The 18,976-nt window shown below is 69.4% G+C and carries 16 protein-coding genes; 10 read left to right on the top strand and 6 right to left on the bottom strand.

Going from position 1 to position 18,976, the window contains the following annotated elements:
• Positions 1–74: 74 nt before the first annotated feature.
• Positions 75–1,022, bottom strand: coding sequence for an AraC family transcriptional regulator (locus WMF14_RS36155; RefSeq protein ID WP_437793622.1), 948 nt, complete (start codon positions 1,020–1,022; stop codon positions 75–77).
• A gap of 177 nt (positions 1,023–1,199) precedes the next feature.
• Here WMF14_RS36155 and WMF14_RS36150 point away from each other — a divergent pair, with 177 nt between their 5' ends.
• Together WMF14_RS36150 and sigJ are read left to right on the top strand one after the other, a co-directional pair.
• A complete protein-coding gene (locus WMF14_RS36150; protein WP_437793619.1) occupies positions 1,200–2,222 on the top strand; it encodes an NAD(P)H-dependent oxidoreductase in 1,023 nt (340 codons plus the stop codon).
• A 5-nt stretch (positions 2,223–2,227) separates the two neighbouring features.
• Positions 2,228–3,109, top strand: coding sequence for an RNA polymerase sigma factor SigJ (gene sigJ / locus WMF14_RS36145; protein ID WP_437793616.1), 882 nt, complete (start codon positions 2,228–2,230; stop codon positions 3,107–3,109).
• A 329-nt stretch (positions 3,110–3,438) separates the two neighbouring features.
• Here the strand turns inward: sigJ and WMF14_RS36140 are convergent, their stop codons facing one another.
• Both WMF14_RS36140 and WMF14_RS36135 read right to left on the bottom strand, forming a co-directional pair.
• Positions 3,439–4,140 (bottom strand): DUF4336 domain-containing protein, encoded by a 702-nt coding sequence (locus tag WMF14_RS36140; protein ID WP_437793614.1) that lies wholly within the window; start codon positions 4,138–4,140, stop codon positions 3,439–3,441.
• 142 nt (positions 4,141–4,282) lie between these two features.
• Positions 4,283–5,182, bottom strand: coding sequence for a hypothetical protein (locus WMF14_RS36135; RefSeq protein ID WP_437793611.1), 900 nt, complete (start codon positions 5,180–5,182; stop codon positions 4,283–4,285).
• Positions 5,183–5,824: 642 nt separating this feature from the next.
• Here WMF14_RS36135 and WMF14_RS36130 point away from each other — a divergent pair.
• On the top strand, positions 5,825–6,856 hold the full coding sequence (locus tag WMF14_RS36130; protein ID WP_437793608.1) for an SGNH/GDSL hydrolase family protein: 1,032 nt from the start codon (positions 5,825–5,827) through the stop codon (positions 6,854–6,856).
• Positions 6,857–7,127: 271 nt separating this feature from the next.
• Here the strand turns inward: WMF14_RS36130 and WMF14_RS36125 are convergent, their stop codons facing one another.
• Positions 7,128–8,192 carry an aldo/keto reductase gene (locus WMF14_RS36125; RefSeq protein ID WP_437793605.1) on the bottom strand — a complete coding sequence of 355 codons (1,065 nt, stop codon included), beginning with the start codon at positions 8,190–8,192 and terminating at the stop codon, positions 7,128–7,130.
• 74 nt (positions 8,193–8,266) lie between these two features.
• On the opposite strand from WMF14_RS36125, the gene WMF14_RS36120 reads away from it, so the two are divergent.
• Positions 8,267–9,187: a LysR family transcriptional regulator gene (locus WMF14_RS36120; protein ID WP_437793602.1), complete on the top strand. Its 921-nt coding sequence runs from the start codon at positions 8,267–8,269 to the stop codon at positions 9,185–9,187.
• Positions 9,188–9,442: 255 nt separating this feature from the next.
• Here the strand turns inward: WMF14_RS36120 and WMF14_RS36115 are convergent, their stop codons facing one another.
• Positions 9,443–10,270, bottom strand: coding sequence for a hypothetical protein (locus WMF14_RS36115; RefSeq protein ID WP_437793599.1), 828 nt, complete (start codon positions 10,268–10,270; stop codon positions 9,443–9,445).
• Positions 10,271–10,930: 660 nt separating this feature from the next.
• On the opposite strand from WMF14_RS36115, the gene WMF14_RS36110 reads away from it, so the two are divergent.
• The 5 genes from WMF14_RS36110 to WMF14_RS36090 all read left to right on the top strand — a co-directional run bounded on the left by WMF14_RS36110 (position 10,931) and on the right by WMF14_RS36090 (position 16,274).
• The gene (locus WMF14_RS36110; protein ID WP_437793597.1) at positions 10,931–12,160 is read left to right on the top strand and encodes an efflux RND transporter periplasmic adaptor subunit; all 1,230 of its coding nucleotides are present in this window, start codon (positions 10,931–10,933) and stop codon (positions 12,158–12,160) included.
• Positions 12,157–12,855 (top strand): ABC transporter ATP-binding protein, encoded by a 699-nt coding sequence (locus WMF14_RS36105; RefSeq protein WP_272095660.1) that lies wholly within the window; start codon positions 12,157–12,159, stop codon positions 12,853–12,855. Before WMF14_RS36110 ends, WMF14_RS36105 begins: the two co-directional genes overlap by 4 nt.
• The gene (locus WMF14_RS36100) at positions 12,852–14,018 is read left to right on the top strand and encodes an ABC transporter permease (RefSeq protein WP_272095659.1); all 1,167 of its coding nucleotides are present in this window, start codon (positions 12,852–12,854) and stop codon (positions 14,016–14,018) included. The genes WMF14_RS36105 and WMF14_RS36100 overlap by 4 nt, the downstream gene beginning before the upstream one ends.
• A 53-nt stretch (positions 14,019–14,071) precedes the next feature.
• Positions 14,072–15,238 (top strand): ABC transporter permease, encoded by a 1,167-nt coding sequence (locus WMF14_RS36095; protein ID WP_437793594.1) that lies wholly within the window; start codon positions 14,072–14,074, stop codon positions 15,236–15,238.
• Between the two features lie 148 nt (positions 15,239–15,386).
• On the top strand, positions 15,387–16,274 hold the full coding sequence (locus WMF14_RS36090) for a putative glycoside hydrolase (protein ID WP_437793592.1): 888 nt from the start codon (positions 15,387–15,389) through the stop codon (positions 16,272–16,274).
• 149 nt (positions 16,275–16,423) lie between these two features.
• Here WMF14_RS36090 and WMF14_RS36085 read toward each other — a convergent pair whose 3' ends face one another.
• Positions 16,424–17,419 carry a TetR/AcrR family transcriptional regulator gene (locus WMF14_RS36085; protein ID WP_437793590.1) on the bottom strand — a complete coding sequence of 332 codons (996 nt, stop codon included), beginning with the start codon at positions 17,417–17,419 and terminating at the stop codon, positions 16,424–16,426.
• A 62-nt stretch (positions 17,420–17,481) separates the two neighbouring features.
• On the opposite strand from WMF14_RS36085, the gene WMF14_RS36080 reads away from it, so the two are divergent.
• Complete coding sequence (locus WMF14_RS36080; RefSeq protein ID WP_437793588.1) at positions 17,482–18,876, top strand: hypothetical protein; 1,395 nt, start codon at positions 17,482–17,484, stop codon at positions 18,874–18,876.
• Positions 18,877–18,976: the final 100 nt, after the last annotated feature.

Genomic DNA, 18,976 nt, shown 5'->3' with positions numbered 1-18,976 from the left:
GCGATGGCCTGTCGAACGCACCATGCGCGAGCGTGCCGAACACTGTCGCGAGCGTACGGAACGATCGACGAACTTCAGTCGCGCGCTTCGTTGCGGTAGTCCCGCGGCCGCTTGCCGGTGACGCGCTTGAAGGCCTGACTGAAGGCGCTCTCCGACGAGTAGCCGAGCGCGGCGGCGATCTGCGAGATCGGCGCTGCCTCGTCCCGCAGCCGCCGCTCTGCAAGCCGCATGCGCCACGCCGTGAGGTACTGGAGCGGCGCCATCCCTGCGGCCTCCTTGAAGCGCACGGCGAAGGTGGTGCGCGACATGGCCGCGGCGCGGGCCAGCTCCTCGAGCTTCCAGTCGCGCGCCGGCTCGCCGTGGAGGAGGCGCAGCGCCGCCGCCAGCCGCTCGTCGCGGAGGGCCCGCAGCCAGCCCGCGGGCAGGCGTGGCGCCGTGGCCAGGTGGGCGCGCAGGATCTGGACGAACAGCAGCTGCGCCAGCATCGATGCCGAGAGGAAGGCGCCCGGCGCGCTGCGCGCGGTCTGCTCCGCCAGCAGCTGCTCGATGAGCCAGCGGATGGACGTTGCCTGGGGTGCGGTCGCGCGCACGTGCAGAAAAGGGGGAAGCGCGCCCTGCACGAGGTCGGCGTGGCGCGGATCGAGGGTCACGCCGCCGGCGAGGAGCAGCACCTCGGAGCCGTCACCGATGGTCGAGAAGAGGTGGCGCTTCCGGGCCAGCAGGCACATCACGTCCAGGGGTGGGGCCGAGAGGTCGCTGCCGACGAGGAACCCCTTTCTCCCGGGCAGGAGGACCGCGTCCCCCGGCTCACCACGGATCGCCTTCTTGTGGCCGTCCAGGCGGAACCAGCAGCCGCCCTTGGCGACGAGCGAGATCTTCATCTCGCCGGGCGGAGGGAAGTGGACGGCCCAGCGGCCACCGGCGGCGATGCCTCCGGCCATGACCGACGTGGCCTGGGTGAGCCGCAGGATGTCGGTGAGCGGATCGCCGGCAAGGGAGTGGATCGCAGCGTCGAGCGACACGCGTCGCACTATGGCGCAGGCTGCCAGGCGGAACCACAGCGCGACGGGGCGCGCGGCGGGCTTCGGCCTCGATCGAAGGCGTCGCGGAGGAAGCGGGCGGCGCGATCGACTTTCCCGCCGGCGGTCACATTCCGGTGGGCTGCTTTGTCCTGGGAGCGGACCCCACCCGGAGAGGACATGAAGAAGCTGCTCAGGATAGATGCAAGCGCCCGCACGCAAGGGTCGATCTCGCGGAGCATGGCGGACTATTTCCAGGTACGCTGGACAGAGTCGAATCCGGGCGGCCGCGTCCTCGTTCGCGACCTCGCCCGGTATCCGGTGCCGCACCTCGACGCCGCGACCATCGCTGCGTTTCTCGCACCCCCGCCGCCTTCCGGAGGGCCGCTGCCCGAGGGCCTCGTGCTGTCCGACGCCTTGATCGATGAGCTGAGCTCGGCCGATCACTTGCTGATCAGCAGCCCGCTGTACAACCTCACGCTGCCGTCGACCCTCAAGGCCTACTTCGATCACGTCATCCGCAATGACCGTACGTTCGCGCAGGTAGAAGGGCGCTACGTGGGCCTACTCACCAGCAAGTCGGCGTCCGTCGTGACGACGCGCGGCGGCGTCGCCTCGCCCTCCGCCGCGGACGAGCTTCAGACCCGCACGTTGCGGGCGATACTGGCCTTCATCGGCGTCACGAAGGTCGACGTGATCTTGCTGGAGGGGATGAGCGGAGACGAGGTCTCTCGGTCGCGTCGCATCGCGTGCGCGCGGGCCGAGATCGACCGTCTCTTCGCCTCTCCCGGAGAGCCTGTGTGGCTCGGGCCGTTCACCGAGGAAGATCGCCGGGAGATCGGCGGGCTGCGGGCTGCGCAGGCTGCTGCCATCCAGCAGGGCGACGCGGAGGCCTACGCGGCGCTCTGCACCGACGACATTCAGCTCCTGATCCCGGGCCACGATGTCGTCTCCGGCCGCGAGCGGTTCCTCGCGTGCGAAGCGGAGCTCTTCCGGAGCGCGAGCTTCGCGTCGTTCAGGAAGATGCCGGAGCGGATCGAGGGGAGCGGCGACCTGGCCGTCGAGATGGGCCGGCAAGAGGTGGCCATGCGGCGCGGCGGCGCCGCGGGCGTCTTCGCCGCGCGGCAGAAGTACACGCATGTTTTCCGGCGGACGGCGCAGGGCTGGCGCTTCGCCGTGCTGATGTCCAACGCCATCGAGTAACCGTCATGGATCACCGAACGCATCTCTTCGAGAGCCACCGCCCCCTCCTCGAGGGGCTCGCTTACCGGATGCTCGGCACGCGCGCCGACGCTCTCGACATCGTGCAGGAGACGTTCTTGAAGTGGAGCCAGACAGACGTCGACCAGATCCGCGACGCGCGCGCGTGGCTCGTCACGGTGTGCAGCCGCATCGCGTTGAACACGCTGCAATCGGCGCGCTCCCGGAGAGAGACGTACGTGGGCACATGGCTGCCGGAGCCGTTGATGGAGGACACGCGGAGCCCTGACGAGGAGCCGCAGATCGACGAGACCGTCTCGGTGGCGTTGATGCACGCGCTCGAGCGGCTGACGCCGAACGAGCGCGCCGCGTTCCTGCTGCACGACGTGTTCGGCTACAGCTTCGACGAGATCTCCACCCTGCTCGGCAAAGAGAGCGCAGCGTGCCGGAAGCTCGCCTCCCGTGCCCGCGCGCGGGTCCGCGACACGCGGCCGAAGTTCGCGGCGTCGTCCACTGAGCACCAGCGCCTCCTGACCGCGTTCCTGAACGCCGCCCGCGCTGGCCAGATCGACGAGCTCCGCAGGCTGCTCGCGGAGGGCGTGGAGCTCCACGCGGACGGGGGCGGCAAGGCCGAGACGGTGACCCATGTGCTCCGCGGCGCGGACGCGGTGAGCACCTTCTTCGTGCGCGTCTGGAGCGCCGCGGCGCATCCCGACGGCCGCTACCGCTTCGTGGCGCGGTGGTTCAACGGTTCCCCGGGGCTCCTGGTCCACGACGAAGATCGCCTGATCGCCGCCGTGAGCGTGAGCGTCGACGAGGGCGTGATTCGAGGGATCTATGCCCACCGCAACCCGGAGAAGCTCGCGGCCTTTCTCGCGGAGGCTGGCTAACTCTACTGCGGGAAGTTGCCCCTGATCAGCAGAAAAACCGCCAAGGCGCCGAGGCCGCCAAGAGAAGAAGGGGAGGGCCGTCCTGGCATTCCCCCTCTTATTTCCCTGGTTTCTTGGCGCCCTTGGCGGCTAGGCGGTTCGCTTCTCGGGGCGACCTCCCGCAGTAGTGCTAAGCGGCGCGGGCCCGGCGAGGGAGGGGCCAGAGAGCAACGGCTGGTTGAGAGGCGAGGATGCGTGCGGGGCGAGCGCCTCACCCTGCGTCTGATGGCGGGCGCCCGATCGACGGGGCTGGCGCTCGGCAAGCGCCGCTTGGAGGCGGCGCCGTCAACTTACACCTTCACGCCCTCCAGTCGCCAGGCTTGTGCGAGGTGGTCGCGCCAACCTTCTTCGATGACGTCGGCATGCCCCACGATGAGCCGTTGGGCCGGTCGCTCCAGCATGGCGCGGATGGAGCGCGCGGCCGCGGCCTTATCCGGAATCTTCTTCCTGGCGTCGGGGGGTACGCGCACCCGCTCGTAAAAGCCGGTAATGCGCGCGGCATAACGCAAAGTCCAGTGGTCCTCGGCGCCGGCGCAAAGGACGATGTCTGCGCCGAGCAGGGTTTGCGTTGGCCGATGGTAGAGCACCGTCTCGTCCCAGAACGGCACGCCCTGAAGTGGCAAGGCCTCGAACTCGGGGACCTGCTCGCCGAACTGGGCGTCGTGGATATCCATGTGGAGTTTCAACGCCTTGTTCCTGTTGAGCGCCGACGCCGGTCCCACCACCTTCGCGTCAGGGAAATGGGCCGCCGCCGCGGGTGCCCCGAGGTGATGCCAGCAGTTGGGTACCACCAGCCAGCGCACTGGGCCCAGGGCTCGTAGCTGCTCTGTCAGCGCATCGGTGGGAGGGGCCGGAGTGTGCAGGAGCAAACTGCCGTCGCCGAGGCGTACGACCGTGGTGCGGGCGCGCATCCGTACCCCGCTGAACCACACGGGGCGGTCCAGGGTCCAGATCTTGTCGTCGACCACGGCGGTGAGAGCGCTGTCAGGCATGCGGGCGACCTCCTCCACGCGGGCGCCAGGAAATCCAAACGCGATCCGGAAGTCAATCTCGACGGGCGCTTTTCGAAACCGTGGAACGGCGGGATCGCCGTTCGCGGCGATCCGCGTGTTCGGCAGCCACGGCCATTCGTCCTCAACCCGAAGCGCTGGCTGGCCGCTTCTTCGTTCTCTTCTTCTTCTCGCCCTTGCGCGCCCGGTCTGCCGCCCGCAGCGCGCTGAGCTCGCGCCGGAAATCCGCGGCCGCCGCGTAGTGCTCATCAGCCGACCGAATGACGCCGGCGATGGCGCCGCTGCAGCGCGGGCACTCGCTCCGGTCGGACGTCAGCGCCGTGCGGCAGCCCGGCTCGGAGCAGAGATCGTACTGCCACCAGCCACCGACGGCCCAGCCGAGGAAGGGCGCCCCGACGAGCACGGCGAAGGCGAGCTCCCCACCGGCGCGCGGCAGGGCGGCAGTGACCAGGAGCGCCCCGCAGAAGCCCGCGAACAGGCCGAGAAACAGGCCCATGCCCGAGTGCGCGCGCCGCAGGCGGAAGACCGGCCGCGGATCGCCCTCCTCGAGCTTCGTCATCGCGGCGGGCCCCTCCTTCGGATCGTCCCAGACGTGGCCGCACTTGTGGCAGTGCCAGCGCCTCGGCAGGAACAGCAGGAGCGGCGCGGCGAGGATCGTGAGCGCGGTGGCGGCGCTCGAGCCCTCGAGGCGCAGGCGCTCGTGGAAGCAGTAGGCGAGCTCGCAGCGCGGGCAGCGGACCCCGCCAGCCTCCTCCTCGTCGTCGTTGCTGGCCGCCTCCCCGGGATGGACCTCGAGGAGCCTCTCCACGCGCTGGAGATCGCCCTCGCGCACCTGCAGCTGGGTGCCGCCGGCGGCGCCGCTCAGCAGCGGGTTGTAGCTCGCCGCCTCGAACACGTGGGACTCGATGCCGTTGGCCGAGAGCAGCGTGCGGTCCATCTGGGCCGCGACCGGATCGAGATAACGGCGGACGGTGATCAGCTTCCCCGTGCCCGAAGCAGCATCCAGCTTGTCGCGGTACGGCAAGACGTCGCCTCCCCTGGGTCGAGACAGTGGCGCCCGGCTATTCGGTGAATCCCAGGGCTAGGAAATGCAAACGCGATCCGAAAGTCAATCTCCGCGTAGTGGCCGTTTCACTGTGCAGCCACGGTGCACGCGCTGGTGGACATAGAGAGCCTTACGCGATCCGCATCCCTCCACAGGATGGGAGTACGCGTTCGGCGACCCCCATCCTGTCGTCGAGCCTCTGCGCCGCTTAGAAACCCGTGCCGGAGGTGTCGATGAACGAAAGCACATGCCTCGCGGCGGGCGTGCCTCGCGTGCCTGCGGCAGGCAAGACCCAAGGCGACCACATACAGCCGCAGCGGAACGACCCAGGAGCCGCTCGTTGAGAGCGCGGAGGCCGGGCGCCCTCCCCCCTGCGGGAGCACCGGAGGCACGTCCTCCTGACAGGGCACGGAATCTCCGCTGGCCTCGCAGAGGGTGGCGGCCATGGGGGTAGCTGGAGAGGTGTAACCGCCGTTCGCGCTCGGGCGCCGCGTGGCCGCGAAGAGCGCCGCCGTCCAGACGCACTTCCCCTCGCGATAAAATAGTTCAACGACGATGGCAACTTCGATAAGCTGCGCTTCACAATCGCGGTGGAGCACGCGATCGTGCTATGCGTAGCACATGCTCGTACATCGCCTGAAATTTTCTTCTTCCGCCGTACTCGCGTGTGTGGTGCTGCTCGTCGCAGCGTGCAGTGATGACGCCGACTCGCCCGGCACGACGACGGGCGGAACCGCGAGCACGACCAGCTCCGGGACCACGAGCGGCAGCGGGACAGCGGCGGGCGGCGGCTCGCCCGGCAGTTCCGGCTCGAGCGCGACCAGCGGGGGCGCGGCGAACGCCGGTGGGGGAGGCACGGCCGGCGGCGACACCGGGGGCGCCGGCGGAGCGGGTTCGGGTGGCATGGGCGGCGGATCCGACGGTGTCGGAGGTACCGCGGGCGAGGGAGGTGGCGCAGGGGGCAGCGCTGGCGCGGGCGGCGGCCCGGCATTCCAGCCCTGCCCGGCGAGCGGCTCCTGTAAGATCATGCCCTTCGGCGATTCAATCACGCAGGGTTTCAACGTCGCCGGCGGCTACCGCGCCCCGCTGTTCCACCTCGCGCTCGAAGCGAATCGCGACATCACCTTCGTCGGTTCCGCCAGTGATTACAGCGTGCCCATGGTGGACGGAGTGACGTTCCCGAAGAACCACGAGGGTCACGGCGGCTGGACGATCGAGGGCAACAACGGCATCGCGCAGCTCGTGGGCACCAGCATTCCGAATTACAAGCCCAACATCATTACGTTGATGATCGGAACGAACGACATCAACGGTAACATCAACCTTGCGGACGCACCGAATCGCCTGGGCAAGCTGCTCGACTCGATTTTCATGCGTGATCCGAACATCCTCGTGGTGCTCGCGCAGATCGTGCCGACGAGAAACGACGGCACGAACAACAACGTCAAGGCCTACAACGCGGCCATGCCCGACCTGGTTTCGACGCGCGTCAGCAAGGGGCAGCACATCGTGCTGGTGGACATGTACACAGCGTTCACCAACGACCCGAACTACAAGCAGTCCCTCTTCGCCGACAATCTCCACCCGAACCAGGCAGGGTATAACCGCATGGCCGAGGTTTGGTTCCAGGCGTTGAGTCCGTACCTCCGCTGAAATCGAAAGGCGAACGCCACCAACGCTCGAGCAGATTCGCAGCGCACGCCGTTCGAGCCGAAATTGAGGAGCTCGCGGCGTAACCCCGGCTATTGGTTCGCCCCGGCGCAATCACCTCGCCTGGTATCGAAAACGAATGGCAGCACGACGCGGCTTCCGCTCGGCGAGCCGACCGATGTTCCAGCACGCTGTCCCAACCGAGGGCCACCGCACTGGAAAGGTGACGCTGTAAGAGCAACTTATCTAGCGCAGGGCGGCGTCGCCCTGCCCTTCAGCGCCCTTGGCCGTTCGATGCGTCGCTGCTCGACGGTGCGGGACGCGTCTGCTGAGAGCGCTCACTGTCGAGCATCGCCATGTGGACTTCCGGGTAGCGCGCGCCGGCGACTTCGCTCGCGGGCACCGCGGCCTCGAGCGCGGCGACCTCCGACGCGTCGAGCGAGACATCGAGGCTCGACAGCGCCTCCACGAGCTGTTTGCGCGTGCGAGACCCCAGGGTCGGGACGATCGTCACGCCCTGAGCCGCGCCCTTCGCGCGGACCCACGCGATGGCGAGCTGCGCCGGGGACACGCCCTTTTCCGTCGCGAGGCGCGCGAGCGCATCGACGAGGGGCTGGTTCCTCTCGGCGTTGCCCGCCGAGAAGCGGGGCATGTGCGCGCGGTAGTCGCCCGCGCCTGACGGCTTTGCGCCCGTGAGCAGACCGCGGGACAGGACGCCGTACGCCGTCATCGCGATCCCGAGCTCGCGCAGGGCCGGGATGACGCCGACCTCCGCGCCGCGGCTCACCAGCGCATATTCGATCTGCAGATCGCAGATCGGATGCACCGCCGCCGCGCGCCGGATCGTCTCCTCGCCGACCTCGGACAGGCCGATGTAGCGGACGTAGCCCGCCTTCACCATGTCGGCGATGGCGCCCACCGTCTCCTCGATCGGAACATTGGGATCGAGGCGCGACGGCCTGTAGATGTCGATGTGGTCGACCCCGAGGCGCGACAAGCTGTGCGCCAGGGCGTTCTTCGTCGTGGCCGGACGCGCGTCGTGCCCGAGGATCTCGCCGTTCGGCCCGCGGAGCGCTCCGAACTTGACGCTGAGGAGCGCCTTGTCGCGGCGACCTCGCAGCGCCTTGCCGACGAGGAGCTCGTTCTTGCCCATGCCGTAGAAGTCGCCGGTGTCGAGGACGTTCACGCCGCGCTCGAGCGCCTCGTGGATGGTCGCGATGCTCTCGGCCTCGTCCGCTGCCCCGTACCAGCTCCCGGCCCCCATGCCCATGCAGCCGAGGGCGATGGGAAACACCGAAGGACCGCTCTTGCCCAACCTTACTTCGCTCGCCGTGATCATGTGGTGCCCTTCTTTCAGGTATCGAAATAGCGGCCGATCGAGCCTGCTGCACGTGTATCCTCGGAAGCCTGAGCATGATCAAAAGTAGGCCTCGCGGGTTCGACAGGCGTTCGCTGGACGGCCTCGGCGTCCTCCGCGCGGTCGTGGAGGCCGGGAGCTTCGTGGGCGCGGGGGAGGCGCTCGGCCTCACGCAATCCGCGGTCAGCCGTGCGATCGCCCGCCTCGAAGACCGCGTCGGCGTGCGCCTGTTCCGCCGCACCGCCCGCTCCATCTCGCTGACCGACGAGGGGCTCCGCTACTACGAGTCGGTGGCGCCCCACCTGGCCGCCATCGAGGACGCGACCATCGAGGCGGGCGGCTCCTCCGCCAAGGTTCGCGGCCGCCTGCGCGTGAACGTCGACGGGAGCGTCGGGCAGTTCGTGCTGACGTCCCGCCTGGGGCCGTTCCTCGCGCGCCACCCCGAGCTCTCCATGGAGATCGCCGTGCGCGATCGCATGGGCGATCTGATCCGCGATGGCTTCGACGTCGCCGTCCGGTTCGGTCACCCGGAGCCGTCGGCGTTGAAGTCTCGCCTGCTCCTGCGCACGCGCATCGTCACCTGCGCATCGCCGGCGTACCTCGCGCGCCACGGGGTGCCACGCCGCCCGGGCGACATCGAGAAGCACCCGTGTGTCCTGATGCGAGATCCCTCCACGGGGAGCCCTTTCGCATGGGAGTTCGTGCGCGGGAAGAAGGTCGTCCGCGTGAGCGCCTCTGGACAGCTGATGGTGAACGGGGTCGGTCCGCTCCTCGCGGCGTGCGTCGCGGGACAGGGGATCGCGCAGGTGCTCGAGCTCTACACGCGCGAGTTCCTGGCCGACGGACGGCTCGTTCAAGTGCTGCCGGAGTGGGCCGAGGAGACGTATCCCCTCTACGCGTACCATCATACCGCACAGCTCATGTCGGCCAAGGTCCGCGCCTTCCTGGAGTTCGTCGTCGCGCTGACGCGCGCATAACGTCACGATCGCCGGCGCCGCGGCCCCTTCGATGACGTGAACAAGCGAATCAATGGGTTGCGAGGCCCGGCCCATCTGCCGGGAAGCAAGGTCCAAGGGCAAGGAATGCGGAAAAGAGAGGAACCGCAAGGGGCGCGAGGGGCGCAAGGGCCCAGAGACGAGAACTTCTCTTGCCCGTCCCTTGCGCCCCTCGCGCCCCTTGCGGTTTCTCTTCCCCTCTGTTGATTTCCTCGGGACTCCAGCGCGATCGGTCCGCTAGGCCGCCCTCGAGCGATCCACGCGGAGCTCGATCCAGGGAGAGGTCTGCTCGGCCAGGGTGCGGTAGGTGAGCGCCGCGGCGCCGACGAAGAAGAGCGCGAGCGCGGCCGGGCCGATGTCGATGCTCCCGGCCGACTCGACGGTGCCGAGCACGCTCGCGTGGAACGCGCGGAACGGGCCGAGGTGGAGCGCCGCGAGCGCCCCGCCGAGCGCGAGCGCCCAGGCGCGGTGGAACCGCGCGCGCTGGGCGTGGTGGGCGATGACCGTCTCCGAGGCGACGCAGAGGCTGCCGTGCGCGGGCGCCCGGAGCACCCAGGCCCGCGCGGCGTCGCGGTACCCCGTGCCGGCGGCGCTCGCGTCGATCTCGCGGCGCACCGAGCCCGCGATGTAGATCGTGTCGCCGGGGCGGACCTCGGACACGTAGGCGGGCGCGCCGCCGCGCCTCGACGGGACGAAGGTGGTATCGAGGCTCAGCCTACCGCTCGTCGGCTCGACCCGCACAGCGGCGCCCGAGGGGAGCCGGAGCGAGAACGCGCGCGCCCGCGTCTGCCACGCGCCCGGCGCGGCGCCGGCCGGGCCGCCGCACGGGATCTCGACAGCGATCACCGCGTCGCCCGGCGCGGCGTCCTCCGCGCTCACCTCGCCGCGCAGGAGCGCGAACCCCTCGCGTATCGCGCCGGGTGAGGCCGAAGGGCTCCGCGCATACGCGGCGATCTGCGAGCGCCGCCGGTGGTGGAGGCAGCGCCCGATCGCGATGGCGACCGCGACGCCCAGCACCACCCCGGCGACCCCGTAGACGATGAAAAGGCTCGCGACGAAACCCATCGTCACAGCGTAGACGTGCGGCGTCGGGGCGTCGAGACGTGGTGTTGGTCTCGGGAGCGCCGGGAGAGCATGGCGCCTGTCTCGCACCACAGGCGCACGCACCGATCACCGCGGCGCGCCGCAGCCGGCGTCGGCGCGCACAGCACCGCCGGCGTCAATCCCACCTCGTGTGTGGCGCGCAGTGCACCTCCCGCCTGCTCCGCCGCGTGGGTCTCGGTGATTGGCACTTCGGCCGTTTTGCGACGCTGTCGTTCGCGATCGGTCGCTCGTCATCTTGATTCAAAAAAAATGCTTGTAGTTTCGATTGCTTGCAGCGGTTTCCCTCCCCGCGTTCCGCTCCTGCTCCATCGCTGGAGCGGTGCGCTGGTGCGCCAGCGAACGGTCGTGAGGCCCGCCGTGCGCTTCGCCCGAAGGCCCGAGCGTCGCTGCGCGCCAGGGAGCGCGCATCCACAGGCGAGGCGCGGCGGGCCCAGCCGCCCGGTGCATTGCGGTCTGGACGGGCGAATTGTCACGGCAGGACGCGATTTCGCTATGACGCAAGCGCCGCTCCAGGGGCGAGCGCGAGGCCGCGTCCCGCGCGTCGGGCGTGGCTGGCGCCGCGCGTTAAAAAGGAACGATAGAAGTTCAACGCGACGCCGGAAGCGTGTTAAGGGAGACGCCGTGTCCGACCAGCTCAGCTCGGATCTCGCATCGCTCCGGATCCAGCGGGACGTCGATCCCGATCGGCGGAGCCCGCTCCGCACCGCCCTCGTCGCCGCGGTCGTGCTCGCGGCCGTCGCCGGCGCCGCCGCGTTCGCCCTGCCCAGGGCGCAGAGCGCGATCTTCAAGACCGAGGTCACCACCACCGAGGTCGCGCTGGTCTCGCCGGCGCAGGCGTCGATCTCCGTGACGTCGACCGGGTATGTGGTCCCGCAGGTCGTGTCCAAGGTCGGCGCCAAGATCCCCGGCCGCATCGCGCGGGTGCACGTCAAGGAAGGCGACGTGGTGAAGCAGGGCGACCTGCTCGTGGAGCTCGAAGACGCCGACCAGAAGAGCCTCGTGGCCGCGGCCCAGGCCAAGGTCGCGGCGGCGCGGGCGCGCGCCGCGGCTTCCCGCGCGAGCATCCTCGAGGTGGAACAGCAGGTCGCGCGGGAGCGGCTGCTCGTCGAGCGCCAGGTGACCGGCCGCGCGTCGATGGAGGATCTCACCGCGCGCATGCACTCGCTCACCCAGTCGGCCGCGGCGGCCGACGCCGAGGTCAAAGCCACGGCGGCCGACGTCGAGAGCCTCCGGGTCACGCTGGCCGACCGGAGGATCATCGCGCCGATCAACGGCACGATCATGTCGAAGCCGCCCGAGGTCGGGGAGGTCGTCGGCCTCGAGCTGCCGCACTTCGTCGAGATCGCCGACTTCTCGTCGCTCGTCGTCGAGACCGATGTCCCGGAGACGCGCCTCTACCTCGTCGAGCCCGGCAAGCCGTGCGAGGTGGTCCTCGACGCGTATCCCTCGAAGCGCCACCGCTGCACGACGCTCGAGATCGGCAAGCGGGTGAACCGCGCCAAGGCGACCATCCCGGTGAAGGTGAAGTTCGTCGGAGAGCCGAAGGAGGCGCTCCCGGAGATGAGCGCGCGCGTCAGCTTCCTCGCCGAGGCGCTGTCCGAGGAGGCGATGAAGGAGCCGCCGAAGCGCGTCGTGCCCGAGTCCGCGGTGGTCGAGCGGCTCGGCGCCAAGGTGGTGTTCGTTGTCAACGAGGGTCAGGTGAAGATGGTGCCCATCAAGGTGGGCGGCCCCGCGCCCGGCGGGCTCGAGCTGCTCGACGGCCCGGCCCCGGGGGCGCGCCTCGTGGCGAGGCCGGCGGCCGACCTCGCGGACGGTCAGAAGGTCAAAGAGAAGGAAAAGGGGAGCGAATGACCGAGGGGTATCGCGACGGGAAGCCGAAGCCCATTGTCGAGCTGCAGGGGGTCGGCAAGAGCTATTTCCGCGACAAGGAGCCGATCGTGGTGCTCGACAACATCACGCTCGACGTCCCGGAGGGGTCGTACGAGGCGCTGATGGGGCCCTCGGGCTCGGGCAAGTCGACGCTGCTGAACCTGATCGCCGGGCTCGATCGCCCGACGCGCGGCACGGCGCGCGTGGCGGGGCAGGACCTCACGCGGATGAGCGACGGCGAGCTGGCGCGCTTCCGCTCCAGGACGATGGGCTTCATCTTCCAGGCCTACAACCTGATGCCGGTGCTCACCGCGGTCGAGAACGTCGAGCTGCCGCTCCTGCTCACGAACCTCTCGGCCTCCGAGCGGCGGAAGCGCGCGCAGACGGCCCTGCGCGTCGTCGGGCTCGAGGAGCGGATGGGCCACTATCCCCGGCAGCTCTCCGGCGGCCAGGAGCAGCGGGTCGCGATCGCGCGGGCGATCGTGAACGACCCGACGATCATCGTGGCGGACGAGCCGACCGGCGATCTCGATCGCAAGAGCGCCGACGAGATCCTGGCCCTCCTGGAGAAGCTCAACAAGGAGTTCAAGAAGACCATCCTGATGGTCACGCACGACCCGCAGGCCGCCGAGCGCGCCACGGTGACGCGCCGGCTCGACAAGGGGAACCTGTCATGAACCTCGTCTCCGTCGCCGCCAGGAACGTCCTTCGCAACAAGTTCAGGACGCTGCTGACCGTGATCGGCGCGGCGGTGGCGGTGCTCGCGTTCGTGCTCCTCCGGACGGTGCTCTCGGCGTGGAACGTCGCCGCCGACTACGCCGCGAAGGACCGGATCGCGACGCGGCACAAGATCTCGTTCATCCTCCCGTTGCCGAAGCGCTACATGGACACCGTCCGCGAGGTCCCCGGCGTGACGGAAGGGTCCTTCATGAGCTGGTTCGGCGCCAAGGACCCGCGCGACGCCAACAATTTCTTCGCCTCCATGGCCGTCGAGTCGAAGACCTTCTTCAAGGTCTACGACGAGATGGTCGTCTCGCCCGAGGACATGGAGCGGTGGCTGGGCGACAGGAAGGGCGCCATCGTGGGCGACGTCCTCGCGACCCGGCTCAAGGTGAAGCCGGGCGACACGGTGACGCTGGAGGGGACGATCTACCCCGGAAACTGGCAGTTCAACGTCTCGGGGATCTACACGGCCACGCGCAAGTCGATCGACAGGTCGCAGTTCATCTTTCACTACGACTACCTGAACGAGTCGCTCCCCGAGCGGCAGCGCGACCAGATCGGCTGGATGACCGCCCGGATCGACGACCCGTCGCGGAGCGCGGACATCAGCGCGGCGATCGACAAGATCTTCGACGAGAAGGACGTCCAGACGGCGACGATGAGCGAGCGGGCGATGAACCTCTCGTTCATGGCGATGATGTCGGCCGTGCTGACGGCGCTCAACGTCGTGTCCATCATCATCCTTCTCATCATGATGATGATCCTCGGCAACACGATCGCCATGGGCGTCCGGGAGCGGTCGCGGGAGTACGGCGTGCTGCGCGCGCTCGGGTTCGAGCCGAAGCACGTGAGGATCTTCATCATCGGCGAGGCCGCGACCATCGGGCTGCTCGCGGGGTTCATCGGGCTCGTCATCTCGTATCCGATCGTCGAGCTCGGGCTGGGCCGATGGCTTGAGGAGAACATGGGCTCCATGTTCCCCTATTTCCGGATCGAGCCTGCGACGATGGTCATGGCGGTGCTGCTCTCGATGGGGCTGTCGCTCGCCGCGTCGCTCCTCCCGGCGCACAACGCCTCGAAACTCTCGGTCACCGACGCGCTCCGGCGCGTGGCGTGAGCGACCCACGCAGCCTGTTGTCTTCGAGACCCTGAAAGCGGGAGAGAGCGCTCATGATCCCCGTCGCCTACAACGTTCGAAATCTGGTGGTGCGCAAGACGACGACCCTCGCGACGGCGTCCGGGCTCGGCCTCGTTGTGTTCGTGTTCGCGTCGGTGCTGATGCTCGCGAACAGCGTGGAGCGCACCCTGGGGCGCACCGCGCGGGACGACGTCGCGATCGTGATGCGGAAGGGCTCCGACGCCGAGATGGTGAGCAGCATCGAGGAGCAGCAGATCGGCGTGATCCTCGCGAGCGCCGAGGTCGCGAAGCGGCAGGACGGCAAGCCGGACGGGGTGGGGGAGGTGATCGCGGTGATCCTCCTCGAGAAGCTCGGCACGGACGGCATCTCCAACGTCCAGGTGCGCGGGGTGCCCGACGACGTGCTCGCGTTCCGCTCGCAGGTGAAGATCATCGAGGGCCGGCCGGCGCAGCCGGGCACGGACGAGGTGATCGTGGGCAAGGCGATCAACGGCCGCTTCAAGGGCCTGTCGATCGGCGAGTCGTTCGAGCTGCGAAAGAACCGGCCGGTGAAGGTCGTTGGGGTGTTCGAGGACGGCGGCTCCTCGTCGGAGTCCGAGGTCTGGGCCGACCTGCACACGACGCGCTCGGCGTTCGGCCGCGAGGGGAGCGTCTCCGCGGTGCGGGCGCGGCTCGCCTCGGCCAGCAAGTTCGACGCGTTCGAGGCGTCGATCGAGCAGAACCGGAACCTCGGGCTCGAGGTGATGCGCGAGAGCGTCTATTACGAGAAGCAGTCCGAGGGGACGAGCATCTTCATCAAGGTGATGGGCGTGCTCATCGCTGTGTTCTTCTCGATCGGCGCCATGATCGGCGCGATGATCACGATGCACTCGTCGATCGCCAACCGGCAGCGCGAGATAGGCACGCTGCGGGCGCTCGGCTTCTCGCGGTTCAGCATCCTCCTGTCGTTCCTCATCGAGTCGGTCCTCCTCGCGCTGGCGGGCGGGGCGCTCGGCGTGCTCGCCGCGCTCGGCATGAGGTTCGTGCGCTTCTCGACCGTCAATTTCGCGAGCTGGTCGGAGGTCGTGTTCACGTTCGAGCCGACGCCCGGGATCCTGGTGACGTCGGTGGCGATCGCGGCGGTGATGGGCCTGCTCGGCGGGTTTTTCCCGGCGCTCCGCGCTGCGCGGATCAGCCCGATCCAGGCGATGCGGGGGTGACCCGGGTGAGGGGGGCGGCCGGGGAGCTCGCGAGAATTCCGGTGTGAAGGCGCAGTGCCGGGAAGTCGCGTAGGGCTCTCGCGGTGTTCCGGTGCGCACGGCGCTCCCTTGGCCGGGGACGTGCTCTCCCCTCGGCGGGGGGAACAGCATGCCCACGATCACCAAGGCGGTTTACGTGAGCTTCGCGGCGGGGAGGAGCGTGGACCGGCTGAATCGGCTCTCCTCCCTGGTCCAGCGGACAGAGCTGAACTCCCTGGTGATCGATATCCGATCGGAGGAGGGCGCGCTCCTCTTCGAGCGGGACGAGGTGACAAGGGTCCAGCTGGGCGCCCTGCGCGACGCCGGCATCTACCTCATCGCCCGGCTCGTCGCGTTCAAGGGCGGCCCGCGGGGCTGGTACGACCCCGGGTCGCAGCCGCGATGGCGGGAGATCGCGGAGATCTCGCTGCGTGCGTACGACGTCGGCTTCGACGAGGTGAACTACGATTACGTGCGCTACGGCGCGGCGCGCGAGCCGCGGTCGCGGACGCCGATCGAGGAGAGGGCGCCGACGATCCGCGCTTTCTTCGAGTTCCTCCGCGCGGAGGTCGGCAATGCGGCGTCTCGCCCGATCTCCGCGGATGTCTTCGGGTTCACGCTGCTCGGGCCGCAGGATGGGATAGGCCAGCGGCTGGAGGACGCCGTGGAGCTGTTCGACTACGTGATGCCGATGCCGTACCCCTCGCACTGGGGCCCTGGCAGCTTCGGTTTCGCGAACCCTGCGCATCACCCCTACGAGATCCTGCACGCGTCGCTCTCGGCCGGCTGGCGCAGGGTAGCGGCGCTGCCTGGACGTATCGGGGTGCTGCGCAGCTGGATCCAGGCGTTCGATCTGGACAGCTCGCGCCCCATGCAGCGCTACGAGTACACGCCGTGGCACATCCGGGAGCAGATCCGAGCGATCGACGACGCCGGCTGCGCGGGCTACGCGGCCTGGAACCCCCGCAGCCATTACGACGAGAGCGCGTTCGTCGGCGCGCCGCCGGACACGGTGTGAGGGCGCGGCCGCGACCGCTCTCGCCACGCCCGCAGCGGGGCCATCCGGCGGCTTTGCCGCGGCGAGAGCGCTTGCCATGCCGCGCTGCTGCCCGCACGCCGCCGCCTGACCGGACGGGCCAGTAACGCGGGTTGGAAATCCCGCCGCGATCACCGCCCGTCGGACGCGTTGCGCGCCCGGTAAGCGCGCTGCTGGCACGCCCGCGAGCAGTAAGCCCGCGGCCGCCCCGTGGCAGGCTGGGCGATCTCGCGGCCGCACTGCGCGCACGTCGGCCCCTCGTCACGCCGGGGGGCGTCGCCGGGAGTTTCGTCACCGGCGCGCGCCGGGGGTCGTGACGTTTCTGGACTTTCGTCACACTGACCGGAGCGCGACCGGACGAGCGCCTCGATGCCGTCGAGCACGCGCTGGAGGCCGAACAGGAACACGTCCTCCGTGAACGGGTGGTCGTCGAACGCGCCCGAGCGCATCAGCTTCGCCATCGTCGGGTGGCGCCCCGGGTCGAAGAGCTTGTCCCAGAAGTACGCGCGCTCGGACCACCACTGCTCGTCGGTGACGCCGGTCTCCTGCTCGGCCTCGACCGCGTCCACCGAGAGCCTCGCCGCGCCTCGGACGTACCCGTCGACGAGGTGGACGGCGGAGAGCACCTCGCGGGGGGTGAGGCCGATCCCGCAGACCGCGCGGAGCTCCGCGTCGTACGCCGCCATCCCGTTCGGCCCCATCACGGGGCGCACCGGCGTCACGTGCAAGAACCACGGGTGGCGGTGGTAGAGCGCCCAGTCGGCGAGCGCCGCCGCCTCGAGCTTGGCCCGCCATCCCCCGGGGACGCTGTCCACGAGGGGCAGCTCCCCCGCCGCGGTGTCCAGCATGAGATCCAGGAGCTCGGCCTTGCCCGGCACGTACCTGTACAGCGACATCGTGGTGAACCCGAGCTTCCCGGCGACCCGCTGCATCGACAGCGCCGAGAGCCCCTCGCCGTCGGCGAGCTCGATCGCGGCCCGCACGATCTGATCGAGGCTCAGGCCGGGCCTGGGCCCCCGGCTCGGCTGCTTCCTGACCCCCCAGAGGAGCTCGAGGCCGCGCACGGCGTCGCCGCCTCCGCTGTACTCCGTCGCAGTTTTTCGCCGTCTCTTTGGTTTGACAGCCATCCTTCAACTGCGTATACCACACACAGTACAGTGTACTACGTAAACAATTGCTGGAGGTCCGCTTGAAGCAGCACGACGAGAGGCCATCGAGGCGAACGACGCGAACGACGACCCTGCTCCTCCACGCGCGCGGACTCGCGGCCTCCGTGCCGCTCCTCGCGCTTTCCCTCGGATGCGCGGCGCAGGAGGCGGAGGCGGAGCAGGAGCCGACGTTCTGGCAGGACGTCGCGCCGATCACGGCGTCCAAGTGCACCGCGTGTCATCAGGAGGGCGGGCTCGCGCCCTTCCGCCTCGACGACTACATCTCGGCGAAGGCGCGCGCCGGCGCGATCGACGACGCGGTGCGGGGCGGCCATATGCCCCCTTTCCTTGTGAAGCACGACGGCTCGTGCGGCGACTTCAAGGACGACGAGACGCTCACCGCCGAGGAGCTCGACGTCATCCATCGCTGGGCGACCGGGGCGCGCGCCGAGGGCGATCGCGCGGGCGCGCCGCCCACCCCGCCCGTGCCCACGCTCGAGGGCGGGGTCGACTACATGACGCCGCCGATCACCCCCGTGGTCGACCCCGCCGATCCCCTCGCGGCCCACGACGAGTGGAGGTGCTTCCCCGTGGACCCGGGCCTCGACTCGGACCGCTTCATCACCGGATATCAGGTGACGCCCGGGGTCCGGTCCATCGTTCATCACGTCACGGTCTATCGGGTGACCCCCTCGGAGGCGTCGCTGGCGGAGGGCAAGACGAACCAGGACGTGATGACGGAGCTCGACGATGCCTCGCCGGACCGGCCCGGCTGGGAGTGCTTCGGCGGACCGGCCGACGAGCTGCCGTTCCAGCCGCTGTTCGCCTGGGCGCCCGGGCAGGACGTTGTCGAGTTCCCCGGCGGCACCGGGGCGCCGGTCTCCGCGAAGGACGTCTTCGTCGTCCAGGTGCATTACAACATCCATGACGACCACGCGGGCGCCTCCGCCGAGGACTCGACGCGCCTCCGGCTCCGATACGAGGACACCGTGGAGCGGCGCGCCGTGTTCGTCGGGGACGACGGCTTCATGACGACCCTCTTCGAGCCGGACGGCCCGGACACGCTGCCGCCCGGCCAGCAGGACGCCGCCTACACATGGCGCAGGACGCGGGCGGAGCTCGCGCTCGACCCGGCGCTGCCCTCGATCGAGGTTCTCGGCGTGATGCCGCACATGCACGAGCGCGGGCGCACCTTCGACCTGCGCGTGGGGTCGGGGACGCAGGAAAGCTGCATCGCGCGCGTGGACGACTGGGACGTCCACTGGCAGGGCGTCTATTGGTATCGCATGCCGCCGCTGCTCGACCCGAGCTCCTCGCTCGAGGTGACATGCACCTTCGACACGCGCGACGCCGAGGCCCCGGTGCTGCCGGGGTGGGGCACGCAGAACGAGATGTGCAACCTGAACCTCCTGGTCGCGCTGCCGATGACACCGTGACGTCGCGACCGCCCCTCGCCCGCGGTCTCCCGGAGGAGCGCAGGGCGCCACGACGCCCGTTTCCTTTCTGCGTCTTTGCGTTGAAATCTCGCTCCGGATC

It is taken from the genome of Sorangium sp. So ce693 (assembly GCF_051521375.1).
In the GTDB taxonomy this organism is placed as follows: domain Bacteria; phylum Myxococcota_A; class Polyangia; order Polyangiales; family Polyangiaceae; genus Sorangium; species Sorangium atrum.
Note: the sequence above shows the minus strand (reverse complement) of the source record. Positions and strands in the feature narration are given on the sequence as shown.